We start from the raw sequence: 18213 nt of genomic DNA on the forward strand, positions 1-18213 counted from the left end.
CCGGTCCTCCCCTCCGCGAGCGGCTCTCACAGCCGTGCGCGTTGCGCGAGGGTTCAGCCTCGCACAACGCGCACGGAACGCGTCACGCACTTACAGTGCGGCCTTGTCACGCGACTTCGCGCGCGAACGCTCGCGTGCGCGGTCGGTCTGCGACAGGTGCAGCTTGCGCACGCGGACGACCTCGGGAGTGACCTCGACGCACTCGTCGGCGGCGCAGAACTCCATCGCGGCCTCGAGCGTCAGCTCGATCGGCTTGGCGAGGGTCTCCGTGGCGTCGGCGGTCGCCGAGCGCATGTTGGTGAGCTTCTTCTCCTTGGTGACATTGATGTCGAGGTCCTCGGCGCGCGGGTTGATGCCCACGACCATGCCCTCGTACGTGTCCGAGCCCGGATCGACGAAGAACGTGCCGCGGTCGGCGAGCTGGATCATCGCGAACGGGGTCACCGAGCCGGTGCGGTCGGAGACCAGCGAGCCGGTGTGGCGGGCGCGGATCTCGCCGGCCCACGGCGCGTAGCCGTGCGAGACGGCGTTGGCGATGCCGGTGCCGCGGGTCTCGGTGAGGAAGTCGGTGCGGAAACCGATCAGGCCACGCGACGGGACGATGAACTCCATCCGCACCCAGCCGGTGCCGTGGTTCGTCATCTGGACCATCTTGCCCTTGCGGTTGGCCAGCAGCTGGGTGATCGCGCCGAGGTGCTCCTCGGGGGTGTCGATCGTCAGCTCCTCGAAGGGCTCGTGCAGCTTGCCGTCGACGTGCTTGGTGACAACCTGCGGCTTGCCGACCGTGAGCTCGAAGCCCTCACGACGCATCTGCTCGACAAGGATGGCCAGCGCCAGCTCGCCGCGGCCCTGCACCTCCCACGCGTCGGGGCGACCGATGTCGAGGACGCGCAGCGACACGTTGCCGACCAGCTCGGAGTCCAGGCGGGTCTTGACCATGCGAGCGGTCAGCTTGTGGCCCTTGACGCGGCCCACGAGCGGCGACGTGTTGGTGCCGATGACGACGGAGATCGCGGGCTCGTCGACGGTGATCGTCGGCAGTGCGACCGGGTTCTCGATGTCGGCGAGGGTGTCACCGATCATGATCTCGGGGATACCGGCGACGGCGACGATGTCACCGGCGACGGCGACCTCGCCGGGCTCGCGGTTGACGCCGACCGTCTTGAGCAGCTCGGTGATCTTGACGTTCTTGACGCCGTCCGCGTGCATCCACGCGACGTTCTGGCCCTTGCGCAGCTCACCGTTGTGGATGCGGACCAGCGCGAGGCGACCGAGGAAGTCGGAGGCGTCGAGGTTGGTGACGTGGGCCTGCAGCGGCGCGGCGGAATCACCCTTGGGGGCCGGCACGTGCTCCATGAGGACGTTGAACAGGACGTCGAGGTTCTCGGTGTCGGGCGCCTGACCGTCCTCGGGACGGTTCATCGACGCCTTGCCCTCGCGGCCCGACGCGTACAGGACCGGCAGGTCGAGCAGCGCCTCGGCGGCAGCGGCGGCCTCGTCGTCGAGGTCGGACGCCAGGTCCAGGAGCAGGTCCTGCGCCTCGGTGACGACCTCCTCGATGCGGGCGTCGGGACGGTCCGTCTTGTTCACGACGATGATGACCGGCAGCGACGCGGAGAGCGCCTTGCGCAGCACGAAACGGGTCTGCGGCAGCGGACCCTCGGACGCGTCGACGAGCAGCACGACGCCGTCGACCATCGACAGGCCGCGCTCGACCTCGCCACCGAAGTCGGCGTGGCCCGGGGTGTCGATCACGTTGATGACGGTGACGGTGCCGTCCTGGTTGTGACGGTGCACGGCGGTGTTCTTCGCGAGGATGGTGATGCCCTTCTCGCGTTCGAGGTCACCGGAGTCCATCACGCGGTCGACCAGCTCGGCCCGCTCGGCGAAGGCGCCGGACTGGCGCAGCATGGCGTCGACGAGGGTGGTCTTGCCATGGTCGACGTGCGCGACGATGGCGACGTTACGGAAGTTGGTGGTGCTCACGCGGGGCGTTCTCCTGGCTGCTGACGGGGCCACACGAAGTTGGTGTCGCACGGCTTCTGGCTGCCGCTACGCGCATGCGTGATTCCCATTCGCGACCCCAGGGCGCCGAACGCCGATCGAGAGTCTCCGACATTTGCGCCGACGCAGGGATTGCGGCCAGCGAATACCCTACCCGCCCGCGCTGCAACTTCTCGCATCGCGGCCCGGGATCACACCCCCTGACCTGCGGATAGTGATCTGCGCCACTGCCCCGTCAGGCGTCCTCCACGAACCACCCGGACGGCCCGAGCCGACAGTGCTTGCGGGGCGCGTAGTGGTCGAAGTACACCCGTGCGGTCAACTCCCGGCGGCTCGAGACGCCGGCCTTGTCGAAGACGATCTTGAGATGGTCCTGCACCGTGTACGGCGACAGATGCAGGCCCTTCGCGATCTCCGCCGTGGTGGCCCCCCGCAAGACACAGTCGACGACGTCTCGCTCGCGGGGCGTCAGGCCGAACGCAGCGACCACGAGCGGCACCACCTCGGGCGCACCGGCCCGTTCGATGGTGACGACGATCTGCGACGGACAGCCGTCACGCCCGGCGAGCGGCGCACCGTGGACGGCCAGCCACTCCCCGGTCCGGGAACGGACCCGCATTCGCGGCACGGTTCCCGTCCGTCCGGCAATGAGCGCGCGCGTCGCGGACACCGTCGCGAGTACCGACTGCGGCAGCTCACCCCACATGCTTCCGCCCAGTTCGTCGACGCGTACCTGCGCGGCCAGAGTGGCCTGGGACAGCGCGTTGTGGTGATCGAACGTGAGCACCGCCGGACCGGCCTGCGCGTCCGCGATCTCGCGGCCCGGCAGCGCGTCGGCGATGAGTCCCGCCCGAACGCCCACCGCCAACTGGCCGGACAGCCCACCGAGGAAATCCGCCTCGGCCGGGCTGAACCCACTCGCGCCCGCGCGGCGGTAGATCGCCAGCGCACCCCAGACGACCCCACCGGTCCGGAGCATCACGCGCATCTCGTGCCCCAACCCGAACGTCGGCTCGAACAGTTCCCGGAACCGGGAACTTCGCCGCGGGTCACCGCCTGTCTCCTCGTGCAGGACGCTCACGTCGCCGTTCCGCCGGGCGAGATCCGCGAAGAGGCTGACGTCGTCCTCGATGTATTCGTGGCGAGCGAACTCGGCTTCGCACGGCTCGGGCAGGCCGGCTTTGACGGACCCGGTGACCAACGTCGTCGTCGGATCGACCGTGCCGAAGCACGCGGAGTCGAACGGCACCGCCTTGGTGAGTACCGCGAGCGCCTGCTCACCGAACTCCGTCCACGGCAACCCCGCGCGGGCCAGTGCGCTCACCCGATCCCGGGCAGATCCTGCCTGGTAGGTACTCATCAAAGAATTCTGACCGACCGGTCGGGACTTGTGAACCCCAGAAGTCTGGGATCACGAAACCCCCATGCCGAGGGATGTCGGCGGCCGCTGCGCCCGGGTGACGCTTCCAGCCATGACATACACGCCGATCCACCTCGACACCGCCCGCCCGGCCGTCCGTCTCGACGCCGGAACCTGGAACGGTCTCGCCGCCGATCTCGACGGCCGGCTCGACCTGCCCGACTCCCCCGACTGGCCGACCGTGGCGCAGGCCTGGAACCTGAGCATCGCCCAGCGCCCGGCCGCGGTGGTGACCGCCACGAACACCGCCGACGTCGTCAAGGCCGTGCGTTTCGCGGCCGCCCACCGCATCCGGGTGTCCGCGCAGCCGAGCGGCCACGGCGCGACCCGGGCCCTCGACGACACGGTCCTGGTCCGGACCGCGGCGCTCGACGACATCTGGATCGACACCGCGGCACGCACCGCCCGCGTCGGGGCGGGCGTGAAGTGGGGTGCGCTGCAGTCGGCCCTCGACGGCACCGGTCTGACCGGGCTCGTCGGCTCCAACCCGGACGTCTCCGTCGTCGGCTTCTGCCTGGGCGGTGGCCTGTCGTGGCTCACGCGCCCCCACGGGCCGGGCTCGGGATCGCTGTCGGCGGTCGAACTGGTCGACGCGCAGGGCGTCCACCGCTGGGTCAGTGACGACGAGTCGCCCGAGCTGATGTGGGCGCTGCGGGGTGGCGGCGGCGAATTCGGCATCGTCACCGCCGTCGAGATCGACCTGTTCCCGGCGCCCGCGATCACCGGCGGACGGCTCGCCTTCCCCGCGGCCGAGGCACGATCGCTGCTGCGGGCGGTCACCGCGCTGACCGAGGTCGCGCCGGCGGAGCTGACGGTGTGGGCGTCGATCATGCACTTCCCGCCGATCCCGGACCTGCCCGAGGAGATCCGGGGACAGTCGTTCTGCTTCGTCGACACGTTGCTGCTCGGTCCGCCCGAGGCCCTCGCGGCGCACCTGTCCCCGATCCGGGCGGCCGGCGCCGTCCTGCGCGACACGGTCCGACCGCTGCAGCCGAGTGAGATCGCTGGGGTGTGTGAGGAGCCCGTCGACCCGTCTCCCGGCGTCCATTCGTCGATGATGCTCAAAGCACTCGACGACGCCGTCGTCGACCTCGTCGTGGATCGTGCCGGGACGCCCGGCGCGACACCGCTGACCCAGGTCCAGTTCCGGCATCTGGGTGGCCCCGCCCGAACGGGTCGGGCCGGCGCCGTGGATCTGCGTCGAGACGGCGCGGAGTTCGCGGTGATGACGTTGACGCTCGCTCCCGTCCCCGAGCTGCTCGACGCCGGTGCCGCAGCCATGGCGGACCTGTTCGACGAGCTCTCCCCCTGGTGCGCCGGTCCGACCGTCCCGACGCTGCTCGGCCCCGGCGAGTCGCCGGAACGCGCGTACGACGCGCCCACCCTGGCGGCGCTGCGCCGGCTCAAGGAGGCCACCGACCCGTCGTACGTGGTGCGCGGCAACTACCCGCTGCACGGACACTGACGAACGTTCGACCACGGGTGGCCCGGATCCGACGCCGGGCCACCTGTGCGCGGAGACCGAATGAGGCTAGGCTAACTGCGTGCGGCAGCGATTCGGGCGCCGCACTCGGGAGGAAGGCCGGTCTCGCACATGGGCAAGGGAAAGGTGAAGGCCAGCAAGGTCTCTGGCCTCAAGCCCAAGAAGAAGTGCTGCCGGAAGAAGACGCGTTGCCTCAAGTGCCCGGTCGTGATCATGCGAATGAAGAAGCTCGAGAACGAAGGCGCGACCAAGAAGGAACTGAAGAAGGGCCTCAAGAAGGCCCGCGCCGCCTGAGGGGCGCCGTCACTCGTCGAGCAGTGCCACGAGTTCCGGAACCCAGCCGCGATCGTTGTCGACGAGGTCGACCTCGAGCAGTTCCCTTGCGTCGACCCAGCACAGCGCTGCGTGGTCCAGCGCCCGGGGCGTCCCGCTGACGAGTTCGGCACGGTACGCGCGCAGCACCATTCCGTCACGGAGGGGAACGTCCGCCCCGATCCGCGCCCCCGCGACCGCCTCGACGCCCAGTTCCTCGCGCAGTTCGCGGCGTACCGCGTCGGCCGGCGACTCGTCGGGCTCGACCTTGCCGCCCGGCAACTCCCACAATCCGGCCAATTCCACCGGCCGCGTGCGCTGCGCGAGCAGCAGTCGCCCGTCCCGGATCATCGCGGCCGCGACGACCTCGCGCTCCCGGATCATTGCGGTCCCTTCGCCATCGCACCATCATGAGGTATGGCCGAGTTGCTGTCCGACACCGAGATCGACACCGCACTCACGAATCTCTCGCACTGGAGCCGCGACGGCGGCGCGCTGACCCGGACCGTCACGTCTGCGACGTTCCCGGACGCGATCGCCCTGGTCGACCGGGTCGCGGAGGTCGCCGAGTCGATCAACCACCACCCCGACATCGACATCCGCTGGCGCAAGGTCACGTATTCGCTCTCGACGCACGCCGTCGGCGGGATCACGAAATTCGATCTGGAGCTGGCTCGACGGATCGACGAACTGGCCGAGTCGGCATAGCCGCGTACCGGCGGCCCGCGTACCCGACCCACAGGAAGACGACGAGCGCGCCGGCGACGTTGACCGCCCCCGCCCACGCGAGGGCGCCGGCGCGGGAGATCGACTCACCCTCGAACTGGTGGAGGACCCAGGGCACGCCGATCACCGTGACGGCGAGCCAGCACGCCGCGACGACCCGGGTGCCGACGAGGTGCCGGTAGGGGCCGTAGAACAGCCAGATCAGCATCGGCAGCACCCACACCCAGTGGTGGACCCACGAGATCGGCGAGACCAGCAGCCCGAACAACTCCACCAGCAGGAGCGTGCCCAGCCGGTCGTCGCGGGCGAGCGCGCTCCAGGCGAAGAAGGCGAGCGCCGCCGCGACCACGACCCCCGCGATCCACACCGGGCCGGAGCCCACGTCGTGGCCGGCGAGGCGGCTGAGTGCGCCGCGCAACGACTGGTTCCACGCCGACCCGACGGGGCCGATCCGGTCGGCGTCGCCGAACTTGGAGGAGAAGTAGTCGCGCGCCTGGGCGCTGATCACGAGGTAGCTCACACCGACGGTCCCCGCGAAGGCCACCGCGGAGAACACCGCGGCGCGCCACCGTCGCTGTGCGAGGAAGTACAACCCCGTCACGGCGGGTGTGAGCTTGATACCGGCGAGGATGCCGACGATTCCACCGGACACCCACCAACGGGTGCTGCGGACGGCCAGCATCGCGCCGAGCACCAGGAATACGTTGACCTGGCCGTAGTCCAGGGTCGTGCGCACCGGTTCGGTCCACACCCCGATCGCGGTCCACAACATCGCGACGTGCTGCCAGTGGCGCTCACGGGCGGTCTCGCCGAGCAGCAACTCGAGGCTGATCCGGATCACCCAGAACAGCGCGAGGACGGTTCCCAACTGCCAGCAGAAGCCGACCAGCCCGAACGGCAGGTAGTGCAGTGGCAGGAAGACCAGTGCCGCGAACGGCGGGTAGGTGAACGGAAGCGGGAAATCCGGAGTCTGCTCCGAGTAGGTGAACCCGTAGAGATCGCCCCGCAGCAGCGCCGCCGAACCGTCGACATAGACGTGGAGGTCGACGAAATTCGTGCCGTTCGGCGTGAGGACGGTCCACAGCAGCCTCGTCGATACCGCCACGGCGAGTACGAGCGGCGCCCACCGGACGAGCCCGCGGTACGCCGCGCGGATGCGCGATCCCCGCTCGGCACGTGAATGCTGAGTCACTGGTCGACGCTCTCCCTGATCGGTGTGCTGACTGGAAGCACCCAGTGTGGCCCAGCGGCGGGAAGGACCAGGTGTCGCGTCAGCCTAACCCGATGGGAACGGCGTCCGAAAATACCTTGCTCATCAGTAACAGTTGCATCAAGGATCACATTCTCCCCATATGTCACGCGATATTGTCACCAGGCAATGGCAGTCACGTCACAGCTTGCATAGACTTCTCCGCGACGCAGATCACGAATGGGTCGTACGGACAAGTCTGTACACACCAGGGGCCGATCCCTAGAGTGGCCCGCGACCGGGACGGACGGCAGCGTCCACCCGGTAGACCGACGCTGCACCGCCGGCGTCTGAAGACAAGGATGGGGAAACCGTGATTCGTAACCGAGGAATGCGACGAGCAGTCACCGCGTGTGCAGTTGCGGCCGCCGCCGCGCTCGCTGTCCCGGCCAATGCGGCCGCACAGCCGACGCCTCCCGGCATCCCCGAGGGCGTCTCGATCGATGCGCTGGCCTCCCTCGCCCCCGCCATCCTCGGCGCGGCCGCAGCCCCGCCGGACCTCAACGACGTCGATGCCAAGGCCGATCTGCTGGCACAGGCCCGCGCCCTGCTCGAGGGTGCGAACCTGCCGCCGGAGCTCAAGTCCACGCTCGAGCGCGTCATCACCTTCCTCGACGGCAGCGGCGGCGGCGGACCCGAGATCCCCAAGGACGGCCCGGTCATCGCGCAGTTCCTCTACCCCACCATCGGCAAGGGCTGCATCGCCCCGTCGAGCGATTCCGTCGGCACCGCGCTCGCGGTCCCCGGCCCGGCGCACCTGCCCCCGCCCGGACCGGCCGCCGGCCAGGCCGGCTTCGTCTTCACCGCGCTCGGCACCGCGAAGGCGGCCCCGAACCAGGGCATGACGGTCACGTGGATCAACGTCGACAACGGTCGTCGCGAGACGCAGAACCTCACCACCGAGGCGCGGATCAACCCGGACGGTCCGGCCACGCTGTCGGCGATCGCCAACACCGGCCCCGGACGTGTCCTCGCGGTCATCTCCGGCTCGCTGACCACCGAACCCGAGGGCGCCGCACCGATCACGTGCAACTTCCTGCCGACCGTCGGAATGTTCACGGTCGCGTAACTCCCCACACTCGCAGCGCCCTGCCTCGACCGACGACCGGTCGAGGCAGGGCGCTCGTGTTTCTCGGGCACAATTGCGGGATGAAGGTCGAGATCCTGTACTTCGACGGGTGCCCAAATTGGCGGGAGGCGGGTGCGCGCGTGAGGCACGCGGCGGTGGCCGCGGCACTCCCGGAGCCCGAGATCACCTATCGGCGCGTCGAGACTGACGCGGAGGCAGCCGCGCTGCCGTTCGCCGGTTCACCGACGATCCTGATCGACGGCGCCGACGCCTTCGGCGGCGAACCGGTGCCGCGGCTCGCGTGCCGGGTCTACCCGACGCCGGGCGGGCCGGCGGGCCTGCCGACGGTCGGGCAACTGACCGACGCGTTCCTCGACCACACGTAGCGCGAAGGCCGTCGCCCGTTCCGCTTTCGAGGCCGGGTCGTTCGTGGTAGACCGAGGAATGGCCGACTTCACGCAGTCCATTCGTTCCCGGAACTCGCGGCGGTCCATCCTCTCGATCCGCTCCGAGGGATCGATCCTGTCGATCGGCAGCGTCGGGTCGATTCTGTCCGTCGGCAGCATCGGGTCGATCCTGTCCATCGGTTCGATCGGCTCGGCCGGATCGGTGTTGTCGTCGCTCTCGTTCGCGAGCGTCGGCTCGGCGCTGTCGGGTCTGTCGCGGTGGTCGCTGCTGTCGTGGCGCGCGGTGGGTCACTCCCCCGACCAACGGCCGCGGTTCGTGGTCGTCCCGGACGAACCCGACCTCGTCGAGTCACCGACCCGTCACGTGCAGTCCTAGTTCTCGTTCGGACGCCACTCCCCGAAGGGCCGCGGCCAGGACCGACCCTCGAGGCGCTCGACGTCGCTGTTGAATCGGGCCAGGACGTTGCGCAGTTCCACGACGTCCTCGTCCGACCAGCCGTCGAGCACGGTTCCGATGCCGCGGCGGTTGAGGTCGCGGTCCTCGTGCAGCTGATCGAGCCCGGCCCGCGTCGGCGTGATCTTGCGTGCGGCGCCGCCGTCGGGATCGGCCAGACGCTCGACGTAGCCGCGCCGTTCGAGGGCCCCGACCTGCCGATTGATGGTCGAGATGTCGAGCCGGAACGCCTCCGAAAGTTCCTTGAGGCTCATCGGCGGTTCCAGTTCGAGGCGGGCAAGGATCAGGTAGGCCGACCGGTCGAGCTTCTGACCTCCGCGCTGACGAGCCAGCGCGTGGTACCGGGACAGCAGCGTCAACTCGTACTCGATCTCCGTCTGCGTCCCGTCCGCCTCGAACACACCCGCCGCCTTCTCGCCCAGTGAACACAGTCTTTGTGCGCCATGCACACGGTGTGTACCGTACACACTCTTGCGATTTCGGTCTTCTAGCCCTTTTTTCGAGGAGTATCCCTTGACCTCATCCGTCGCGTCTGCGTCGACGGCGTCCACAGGCACCCGATCCGGCGGCAACGTCATCGTTGCGATCCTGGGTTTCTGCGGCATCGTCGTCTCCCTGATGCAGACCCTCGTGGTGCCGATCATTCCCCAGCTCCCGCACCTGATCTCCGCCTCGCCGGCCGACGCCTCGTGGGCGATCACCGCGACGCTTCTCGCCGCCGCCGTCGTCACGCCAATCAGCGGCCGACTCGGCGACATGTACGGCAAGAAGCGCGTCCTGGTCGCGAGCTTGCTGCTCGTCGTCCTGGGATCGGTGGTCTGCGCCTTCGCGAACTCCCTGATCCCGCTCATCGTCGGTCGCGCACTCCAGGGCGCGTCCGTCGGCGTCATTCCGCTCGGCATCAGCATCCTGCGCGACGAACTGCCCCCGCGGAAGGTGGCCGGCGCAATGGCCATCGTCAGCGCGACGCTCGGTGTCGGCGGCGCGATCGGCCTGCCGGTCGCGGCGGCGATCGCGCAGGTCGCGGACTGGCATGTGCTCTTCTGGGTGTCCGCCGGACTGGGCCTGGCCTGCATGGCGCTTGCGCTCGTCATGATCCCGGAGTCGCCGGTCCGCACCCCCGGGCGCTTCGACTTCGTCGGCGCTGTCGGACTCAGCGCGGCCCTGATCCTGTTCCTGCTCCCGATCACGAAGGGCGGCACGTGGGGTTGGAGCGATCCCCTCACTCTGGGCCTGCTCGCGGCGTCGGCCGCGGTGTTCGTCGTGTGGGGGTTCATCCAGTTGCGGACCGCGCGCCCGCTGGTGGACCTGCGGGTGTCCGCGCGTCCGAACGTGCTGTTCACGAACCTGGCATCGATCGCCATCGGGTTCAGCATGTACGGGAACTCGCTGACGCTTCCCCAGCTGCTGATGGCCCCGGAGTCGACCGGTTACGGACTGGGGCTCTCGATGATCAAGGCCGGTGTCGCGCTGGCGCCGGGCGGCCTCGTGATGATGGCGCTGTCACCGGTCTCCGCCAAGATCTCGGCATGGCGCGGACCGCGGTTCACCCTCATGGTGGGCTCGGTCGTGGTCGGCCTCGGCTACGTGTTCGTCTACTTCCTGTCCTCGTCGGTGTGGATGATCGTCGTCGGCGGCATGATCATCGGCGCGGGTGTGGGCCTGAGCTATTCATCGATGCCGGCCCTCATCATCGGTGCCGTTCCGGTGTCCGAGACCGCGGCCGCGAACGGGCTGAACTCGCTGATGCGGTCGATCGGAACGTCCAGCGCCGCAGCGGTGATCAGCGTCGTGCTGGCCAGCATGACGGTCACCCTCGGGACCGCCACGATTCCCTCGTTCGACGCGTTCCGCGCCACGTTCGTCATCGCCATCGTGGCGGCCGTCGTCGCTCTCCTGTTCGCCTTCCTCATCCCGAAGTCGAAGCAGTCCGCAGCCGCCGGCAAGCAGCACGCCTGACGAGCGCCGTCGAGACGCAGAAGGCCCGCACCGGCAATCCGGTGCGGGCCTTCGCGTCGTTCGGGCGTTACGGCGTCGGAGTCGTCGGGGCCTGACCACTGCCGGACGATCCGCCGGACGATCCCACCCACAGGTTTGCGGCGATCGCGTACAGCAGGTTGATGAGGAAATCCACGAGACCCTCCACGTAGTAGCAGCATTCGGACCGTTGACCCTGTCCGAACCGGTCCGTCGGTCGGACCTGTACCGGGCATATCGCCGGCCCGCTCGACTCCGTTTCACCTCCCGTCGGTGCGGTAGCGTTGAACTCGCATCGTGTAGTCACTCCAGACGGGAGTCACGACCGTGAGCAAAGAGAAGTGGTGGGTGCTGGCGGGGCCCGAAAGCGGGTGGTCCCTCGAACAGCGCCCGAACGGCGATCACGTGGTCGTCAATCGGGCCACGTCCGAGGAACACGTGCTCGCCGGGTATCAGTGGATGCACGTCAAGCACGACGACGCCGAAACCGGAACTCCGGCACATGCACTCAAGGTGCTCGGCGAGGGCCCACCGCCGTTCGGCAACTGGATGGAACTTCACGGCTCCTGACAGTTCACCCCATTCCGGGCAAAAAACTGAAACACGTTCCAGCCGTGCGTTAGGTTGCAGGAGAACTCGCCCACGCGGCGGGTGACCGCAACCGAGCAGGAGGAGCGCAGCGATGGCGTGGACCCGCGACGAACTCGAGGCCGCATTCGCGAACTACCAGAAGACCGTGGTCGAGGCGACGCAGACCAGGGACTGGAACATCTTTGCCGACCAGTTCACCGAGGACGCGACCTACCTGGAGCACGCGTTCGGGAGCTTCTCCGGTCGAGAGGAGATCCGCCGCTGGGTGACGCGCACCATGACCGCCTTCCCCGGCAACCGGATGCCCGAGTTCCCGGTCTCGTGGTACGTGATCGACGAGGAGCGCGGCTGGGTGATCTGCGAGGTGCAGAACCCGATGGAGGATCCGGGTGACGGCACCGAGCACGGCGCCGCGAACATCACGATCCTCCACTACGCGGGCGACAACCTGTGGTCGCACGAAGAGGACGCCTACAACCCGATGAACTTTCTGTCGATGGCGAAGAAGTGGTGCCGGCACGCCGACAAGTCGGGGAATCTGCCCGACGACGCCCGGGTCTGGCTCGACAAGATGGCCAACGTCCCGGGCTGACAGGGGCCGCGAACGACGACGGGCGCCCTCCGTGTGGAGGGCGCCCGTTTCGTGTGCGCGAGGCGGACGTCAGTAACTCGTCCAGAGCACCGCGATGAGCGCGTTGACGATCGCCAGGATGCCGACGATGTGCGCGAAGTTGGGGTTGCCCTCGCCCCGCTTCTGGCGGGCCCGCCCGATCTCCGCGACGGCCACGATGACCAGCGTGATCAGCAGCTTCACGCCGATCTTGGACATGTTGTAGTCCTTGCCGAGCGATTCGACGGACTCGCCCAGGCCGACGATCACGATGCCCGACAGCAGCTGCACGCGGGCGCCCCAGACCATCACCTCGCTGATCCGGGGAGCCTTCAGGACCGAGAGGTAACCGCCGACGATCGCGGCCATGCCCAGCAGGTGCACGGCGACGAGGATGTTGTAGAGGACAGACATACCATTACCTTAGCTTTACGTACGGGGTGGACCTGCGCGTCGACCGGAAAATCAATCCTTGGTTGGACGTTTCGTCAGGCTACGACAGGAAGAACGGCCTCTGCATCGACCACTGCCCGTAGTCGGGCTTGAGGATCGAGTTGACGTCGACGCCGATTCCGTCGATCTGGCGCTTGTCGATCTCGAACTGGTGCAGGTGCGCCCTGGGGTGCACGAAGCCGGCGGGAGTGCCCCAGTTGTGCTGCCAGAACCAGGAACCGACACCCGCCCGCACGCAGCGGTCGATCGTCGGCGAGTTCGCGTAGACACCCACGTTCCTGTGACCGATCACGCTCTCCCAGCCGCGCAGGTACGGCGCGATGAGGTTGTCGAACTCCCCCGCCGACGGGTTGTCGTCGATCGACGCGTAGATGGGGCTGTTCTGCGGGCCGCCGGCCGCCAGGTGCAGTTCGCGGCCGCGCTGCGCGTGCCGGACGCCCGCGTCGTAGCCACCGCGCCAGTCCGACGTCGCACCCTTGCCGAACTGGTAGCACGACACGATCTGCAGCCCGATGGCCGCCATGGCGGCGGCCTCGCCGAACTGCATCGGCTTGCCGAGCATCCACTCCGCACCCGGACGCCGGTCGGAGACGTAGCGGATGGCGCCGACGTGTCCGGCGAGCCGGATGCCGAGCGGCGACGGGACGCCTGCCGCGTAGTCGACGAGTGTCGCGGGTCCGGCATTCGCGATCGCGGGACCCGCCACGGCAGCCAGTCCGGCCGCTGCGGTGCCGGCCGCGGCGTACTTGAACAGTTGTCGTCTGGAGACCTGCACTGGCAAAACCTCGCATCACCGGCGGATCCCGGCATAGCTGTGACTGGGCGCCCACGACCGATTCGTCTCGGACCGTTTGGATTCGAGGGCTATTTCACCACAGTCACTCTGGTTCCGTCAGTCACATGGGTGACTTCGGCTTCAGTCGGATTCGAGGCCCGCGAAGAAGTCGGCCTGCACCGTGACGTCCTCGACGACGCGGGTCGTCGTGCGCACACCGAGCGCGTGTTCCTTGAGGAGCTCGCAGAGGCGGTCGCCGTCGATGAGGTCGACCGGCGGGGCGCCGTCGCGACGCGATTCGGCCCGCGCCTCACTCGTGAAGGTACCGGTCGTGATCAGCAGGCCCTTCTCGCCGCGTCCGGCCATCGCACCGCGCAGATCCCGCACGGCGCCCGCCCCCACACTCCCACTGACCCGCTTGCACTGGAAGGCGACAGGGAAGCTGAGTAGGGAGATCTGACACATCCCGATGCCGTCGATCCCGCCGTCCGACCCGCGGCCGGTGATGGTGGCGGTCGAGAATCCTGCCTCGCGCAGCAGCCGTTGGGTGAGCCGCTCGAACGCGGTGGACGACATCCGCAGGATCGACTCCAGCAGCGCGGCCTTCCACTCGACGGCATCCCCCGATTCGCCGTACGACGCATCCGATTCGGAAGAACTGGTCTCGGAGTGCGGAAGAGACTGCGCACCAGGAATGTTGGCCTTGCGGCTCAGACGCTGGCGCCGCTTGTCGGCCGTGAAGGTCGCGAGCAGCGGACGGATGTCACCCTCGGTCACCTCGCGTCCGCGCTTGGTCACACTCCACACCGCGCGACGACTGTTGGCGAGCAGACCCATTCCTTTGAGATAGGTACGCGCCCAAGCCAATCGGTACTCCACCTCGGTGCCCGGACCGTCACCGTGCAGGATGCCCTGCACGTCGGGCGACCAGCCCTCCCGCTCGACGACCGCGCCGTCGAGTTCGTTGTTGGACGCCGAGCCGCCGAGGGCGATCAGCGCCTGGAGGGTGGGCCAGAGCAATTCGGTGTACGGCGGAAGCTGGGCGATCAGATTCACCTGATCGGCGACGTCCCCACGTCGTGGCTCCTGCACCTGCACACCCGCTCCCATCGCAACGTCGGTCGCCGGCCGTTCGACACCGGATCGGCCAGCCGACCTGGATGTTATCGGGAAACGCGCCTGGCCCCGAATCCGGTGGCTCCGCGCGCCTGGGGAGCCACCGGGCCGGATCAGGCGCGGGCGGCCGCGTCGCGTCCGGCCACGCGGCCGAACGCGAGGGCGTCACCGACGTGGAATCCGCCGTCCTTGCGCCAGCTGTAGGTCGAGCTGATCTCGCCGGCCGCGTACAGTCCGTCGATCGCGGCGCCGCGGGTGTCGAGCACTCGCGCGCGCCCGTCGCGGCGGGGGCCGCCGTTGCTCCAGCCGAGCAGCGGGGTCACCTCGAGGACGTAGAACGGCGCCTGCGCGACCGGAGCAAGCTTCTCCGGAGCCCGACCGAAGTGGTCGTCGCGCCCGGCTGCGCAGGCCTCGTTGTACTGCTCGACGGTGCGCCCGAGCGTCGACGGGTCCACCCCGACGATCTCGGCGAGTTCGGCGATCGAGTCGGCGCGCTCGATCCAGCCCTTCGCGATCTCGTCGGCGTTGTCGAGACTCCAGCGTGCGCCGTTGACGAGGAGGTTCCACCCCACCGGCAGGACGTCGGGCGTCGGGCTGAGCGGGCCGGCGGTGCGCATCTGCTCGTCGAAGATCAGGTGGAACGGGCGCTGCGGGAACAGTTCGTACCCACCGTTACGGCGGACGTGCCCGTGATAGGGGTCGGCGGCCTCGTCCATGAAACGGCGGCCGTCAGCGGCCACCCACAGGTAGTTGTGCGCGTTCCACAGCGCCAGGTAGTAGCCGCTGCCGTCGTCGCCGCGGACACCGGTGATGGTCATCATGTTGTCCATGTGCCACAGGTCGGCGCCCGCCGCCTGCGCCATCCGGTGGCCGTCGCCGGTCGAGGCGGGCGAGCCCCACAGCACGTGGTCCTCGACGCGCAGGTAGTCGCGCACCATCCCCGGGTCGGCCTGGAAGCCTCCGGTCGCGAGCACCACGCCGCCGCGCCCGCCGATCCGGCGCCGACCGTCGGCGGCCTCCACCTCGACGCCCACCACGGTGCCGCCGTCGGTGATCAACTCGACCGCCGGTGTCTCGAAACGGATCTCGATGCCGCGCTCGGCGAGCGCACCGTGCAGGAAGTCGTGGAGCAGCGAGTGGCCCATGCGTCCGGCGATGGTGTCCATTCCGGCGTAGCAGTCGCTGCCCTCGAGCTCGAGATACTCGGGCTCGGTGTGGTAATCGGCGCTCATCGCGACGTCGGCGCCCAAGTCCTCGAGCCAACGCGAGTTCTCGGCCGTCTCGGCCGCCCACGCCTCGACGACGTCGTCGGCCACCGGAAATGCCCCGTTCAGCGAACGCAGGAAGACCTGCGCGCGCTCGGGGTCACGATTGACCCACCAGCCGCCGCCGCTGACACGGGTGTTGCCACCGGCCGTGGCCTCGTCGCACTTCTCGACGACCAGCACGGAGGCACCGGCCTGGTGCGCACCGAGCGCAGCGGCCGCACCGGCCGCTCCCGACCCCACCACCACAACGTCGAATTCCTCGTCGAAGCCCGCAACGCCCACGTTCGCCCCCTCGATTGATGTGACATGGATCGCCATCGTCAACTGATGTGATCCACGACATCCTCCGATCTCGGTGGCGCCGGGCGCTCGACACTTCCCGCCCAACGGAACACATTCCGCGTCAGCTGTCGACGAGCACCTGGATGGCGGCGCCGTAGCGCTCGACGATGTCGTCGATCGGGGCGGCGCGCAGCCACGGGCTCTCCATGACGTACAACGCAGCCATCAGCCCGGAGAGTTGCGCCGCGAGCAGGTGCGCACGCAGCTCGGCGTCGTCGCCGCGGAGTCGGGGCGCGAGGGGCGCGACGATCATCTGGTCGATCGCCTCCTGGAGGTGCTCGCGCACGACGGGGCGGTCGGATGCGCGAATGAGTGCCGAATAGACGGCGGTGGCCTTGTCGGCCTGCCGGCGACGCGTTCGACGGACCACGAAATCGACTAGAGCCCTTCCCAATCCGTCCAACGGACCCTCCACGACCTCGACGAAGGCGTTGGACATGGTCATGGTGCGGACGAACAGATTCTCCTTGGACCCGAAGTAGCGGATGACCAGTGCCGGGTCGACGCCGGCGTGCCGCGCGATGTCCCGCACCCCGGTCGCCGCGAACCCCTGCTCGGCAAACAACTCGGCGGCGGCCCGCTGCACCGCCTCACGGTTGTGGGCGCTGCCGGCGCGCGAGTGGGGCCCAGGTGTCTCGACGGTCATCGATCGTCCTTCGTTCGGAGTGGTTGCCGCCAACCTTGCCGCACACCCTACGTCAACAGTGTTGACAATCGAGTGTCAACACTGTTGACTACCCGTTCGTCAACAGTGTTGACAGTGTGTACGGACAGGAAGGCGGTGCAGATTTGCCGAACACGCACGATCAACGGCAGCAGGAGTGGACCCAGGCCATCGAGGCCGACACGGAGGCGGTTGCCCCCGCGCTCCATCTCGATCACGGAACGTCGCCGCAGCCGACCGATCCCGGTCGCCCGCCGTGGCACATGATCGTGGAGTCGATGGTGTTTCCGCTGTTCTTCGCGGTGATGTTCGCCCTCTGCTACGTCAGCGCCTTCCACAACCCGGCGCCCCGCGGCGTCGAGGTCGTCGTGGTCGGGCCGGAGTCCGCCGCGACCACCCTGGTCGAGCGGCTCGCACCGACCGTCGGCGACAAGTTCGAACTCGAGACGGCCACCGATGCCGCAGGCGCACTCGATCGCCTGCAGAACCGCGAGATCGCGGGCGTCATCGAACTGGGCTCGACGATGAACGTGCACATCGCCTCCGCCGAGGGCACGATGCGGGTGCAGGCGGTGGAGGGCCTCGCCCAGCCGCTCGCCGCAGCCCAGGGCGTCGAGATGAACACCGTCGACCATGCGCCGCTGGCCGCGGACGACCCGACCGGCACCGGTCTCTTCTACCTCGTGATGGTGAGCACGATCGTCGGCTACCTCACCATCACCGTGCTCTCCCAGGTCGCGCCGCGGTTGAAGCTGCGCCAGCAGGTCGGCATCCTCGGTGCGATGTCGGTGATCGGTGTCCTCGCGGCCTATCTCGTCTCGGCGATCTTCGTCGGCTTCTACGGCGCCTCGTTCGCGGAGAATCTCGCGATGCTCGCAGTGGTGATCGCCTACACGATCGCGGTGGGTCTGGTCAGCATCCTGGTCAACCGCGTATTCGGCAAGGCCGCGATCATGGTGGTGATGGTCCTCATGATCTTCGTGAACTTCCCCAGCGCCGGCGGCGCCTTCCCCGCGGACTTCCTGCCCGGGTTCTGGTCGGGGTTGAGCCACTTCTGGATCGGCGCCGGCGCGGTGGACGCGGTCCGCTCGATCATCTACTTCGACGGCACCGGTGTCGGGCACGGACTGCTCGTCATCGGCGGATGGTTCGTCGCGGCACTGGTCCTGCTCGGGCTGACCCAGCTCCGCAAGCCCACCCCCACCCAGGTCCCGCAGCACGCAGCGAGCTGACGAATATCGTTGGGCAGCACAACCGCCCGCAAACACGACACTGCCCGGGACCACGAGTCCC

The 18213-nt window shown here is 68.6% G+C and carries 20 protein-coding genes; 10 read left to right on the forward strand and 10 right to left on the reverse strand.

Annotation, left to right across the window (positions count from 1 at the left end; translation table 11 throughout):
* Positions 1-90: 90 nt before the first annotated feature.
* Together typA and ABI214_RS06155 are read right to left on the reverse strand one after the other, a co-directional pair.
* Positions 91-1986 carry a translational GTPase TypA gene (typA, locus tag ABI214_RS06150; protein ID WP_348607324.1) on the reverse strand — a complete coding sequence of 632 codons (1896 nt, stop codon included), beginning with the start codon at positions 1984-1986 and terminating at the stop codon, positions 91-93.
* Positions 1987-2239: 253 nt separating this feature from the next.
* Positions 2240-3364: a LuxR C-terminal-related transcriptional regulator gene (locus tag ABI214_RS06155; RefSeq protein ID WP_348607327.1), complete on the reverse strand. Its 1125-nt coding sequence runs from the start codon at positions 3362-3364 to the stop codon at positions 2240-2242.
* 112 nt (positions 3365-3476) lie between these two features.
* Here ABI214_RS06155 and ABI214_RS06160 point away from each other — a divergent pair, with 112 nt between their 5' ends.
* Together ABI214_RS06160 and ABI214_RS06165 are read left to right on the forward strand one after the other, a co-directional pair.
* A complete protein-coding gene (locus tag ABI214_RS06160; RefSeq protein ID WP_348607331.1) occupies positions 3477-4889 on the forward strand; it encodes an FAD-binding oxidoreductase in 1413 nt (470 codons plus the stop codon).
* A 129-nt stretch (positions 4890-5018) separates the two neighbouring features.
* Positions 5019-5201: a hypothetical protein gene (locus ABI214_RS06165; RefSeq protein WP_005514508.1), complete on the forward strand. Its 183-nt coding sequence runs from the start codon at positions 5019-5021 to the stop codon at positions 5199-5201.
* Positions 5202-5210: 9 nt separating this feature from the next.
* Here ABI214_RS06165 and ABI214_RS06170 read toward each other — a convergent pair whose 3' ends face one another.
* Entirely contained in the window at positions 5211-5603 is a 393-nt protein-coding gene (locus ABI214_RS06170; RefSeq protein ID WP_348607336.1) for a (deoxy)nucleoside triphosphate pyrophosphohydrolase, read from the reverse strand.
* 33 nt (positions 5604-5636) lie between these two features.
* Between ABI214_RS06170 and ABI214_RS06175 the strand changes: the two genes are divergently transcribed.
* Positions 5637-5927 carry a 4a-hydroxytetrahydrobiopterin dehydratase gene (locus tag ABI214_RS06175; RefSeq protein WP_348607339.1) on the forward strand — a complete coding sequence of 97 codons (291 nt, stop codon included), beginning with the start codon at positions 5637-5639 and terminating at the stop codon, positions 5925-5927.
* On the opposite strand, the gene ABI214_RS06180 is transcribed toward ABI214_RS06175, so the two are convergent.
* Positions 5869-7137 (reverse strand): mannosyltransferase, encoded by a 1269-nt coding sequence (locus tag ABI214_RS06180; protein ID WP_348607342.1) that lies wholly within the window; start codon positions 7135-7137, stop codon positions 5869-5871. The two genes, ABI214_RS06175 and ABI214_RS06180, sit on opposite strands and share 59 nt — an antisense overlap.
* A 388-nt stretch (positions 7138-7525) precedes the next feature.
* Between ABI214_RS06180 and ABI214_RS06185 the strand changes: the two genes are divergently transcribed.
* The 3 genes from ABI214_RS06185 (at position 7526) to ABI214_RS06195 (ending at position 9046) form a co-directional block, all read left to right on the forward strand.
* Positions 7526-8263 (forward strand): Rv1157c family protein, encoded by a 738-nt coding sequence (locus tag ABI214_RS06185; protein ID WP_348611330.1) that lies wholly within the window; start codon positions 7526-7528, stop codon positions 8261-8263.
* Between the two features lie 80 nt (positions 8264-8343).
* Entirely contained in the window at positions 8344-8649 is a 306-nt protein-coding gene (locus ABI214_RS06190) for an alkylmercury lyase (RefSeq protein WP_348607345.1), read from the forward strand.
* A 58-nt stretch (positions 8650-8707) separates the two neighbouring features.
* Positions 8708-9046: a hypothetical protein gene (locus tag ABI214_RS06195; protein WP_348607348.1), complete on the forward strand. Its 339-nt coding sequence runs from the start codon at positions 8708-8710 to the stop codon at positions 9044-9046.
* On the opposite strand, the gene ABI214_RS06200 is transcribed toward ABI214_RS06195, so the two are convergent.
* On the reverse strand, positions 9043-9525 hold the full coding sequence (locus tag ABI214_RS06200; RefSeq protein WP_348607351.1) for a MarR family winged helix-turn-helix transcriptional regulator: 483 nt from the start codon (positions 9523-9525) through the stop codon (positions 9043-9045). The two genes, ABI214_RS06195 and ABI214_RS06200, sit on opposite strands and share 4 nt — an antisense overlap.
* 175 nt (positions 9526-9700) lie before the next feature.
* Here ABI214_RS06200 and ABI214_RS06205 point away from each other — a divergent pair, with 175 nt between their 5' ends.
* The 3 genes from ABI214_RS06205 (at position 9701) to ABI214_RS06215 (ending at position 12284) form a co-directional block, all read left to right on the forward strand.
* A complete protein-coding gene (locus ABI214_RS06205) occupies positions 9701-11083 on the forward strand; it encodes an MFS transporter (protein ID WP_348611333.1) in 1383 nt (460 codons plus the stop codon).
* A 345-nt stretch (positions 11084-11428) separates the two neighbouring features.
* The gene (locus tag ABI214_RS06210) at positions 11429-11671 is read left to right on the forward strand and encodes a maltose regulon activator MalT (protein WP_348607354.1); all 243 of its coding nucleotides are present in this window, start codon (positions 11429-11431) and stop codon (positions 11669-11671) included.
* A 112-nt stretch (positions 11672-11783) separates the two neighbouring features.
* On the forward strand, positions 11784-12284 hold the full coding sequence (locus ABI214_RS06215) for a nuclear transport factor 2 family protein (RefSeq protein WP_348607357.1): 501 nt from the start codon (positions 11784-11786) through the stop codon (positions 12282-12284).
* Between the two features lie 69 nt (positions 12285-12353).
* Here the strand turns inward: ABI214_RS06215 and ABI214_RS06220 are convergent, their stop codons facing one another.
* From ABI214_RS06220 to ABI214_RS06240, 5 genes are all read right to left on the reverse strand, one after another.
* Positions 12354-12716, reverse strand: a complete 363-nt coding sequence (locus ABI214_RS06220) for a hypothetical protein (protein WP_348607360.1) — start codon at positions 12714-12716, stop codon at positions 12354-12356.
* Positions 12717-12795: 79 nt separating this feature from the next.
* Complete coding sequence (locus tag ABI214_RS06225; RefSeq protein ID WP_348607363.1) at positions 12796-13530, reverse strand: DUF1906 domain-containing protein; 735 nt, start codon at positions 13528-13530, stop codon at positions 12796-12798.
* Between the two features lie 141 nt (positions 13531-13671).
* Positions 13672-14640, reverse strand: a complete 969-nt coding sequence (locus tag ABI214_RS06230; protein WP_408586036.1) for a restriction endonuclease — start codon at positions 14638-14640, stop codon at positions 13672-13674.
* 119 nt (positions 14641-14759) lie between these two features.
* Positions 14760-16196, reverse strand: coding sequence for an FAD-dependent oxidoreductase (locus tag ABI214_RS06235; RefSeq protein WP_348607370.1), 1437 nt, complete (start codon positions 16194-16196; stop codon positions 14760-14762).
* A 121-nt stretch (positions 16197-16317) separates the two neighbouring features.
* On the reverse strand, positions 16318-16902 hold the full coding sequence (locus tag ABI214_RS06240; RefSeq protein ID WP_348607373.1) for a TetR family transcriptional regulator: 585 nt from the start codon (positions 16900-16902) through the stop codon (positions 16318-16320).
* Between the two features lie 143 nt (positions 16903-17045).
* Between ABI214_RS06240 and ABI214_RS06245 the strand changes: the two genes are divergently transcribed.
* Positions 17046-18152, forward strand: a complete 1107-nt coding sequence (locus ABI214_RS06245; RefSeq protein ID WP_348607376.1) for a hypothetical protein — start codon at positions 17046-17048, stop codon at positions 18150-18152.
* Positions 18153-18213 lie beyond the last annotated feature (61 nt).

The organism is Prescottella soli, from assembly GCF_040024445.1.
Lineage (GTDB): Bacteria > Actinomycetota > Actinomycetes > Mycobacteriales > Mycobacteriaceae > Prescottella > Prescottella soli.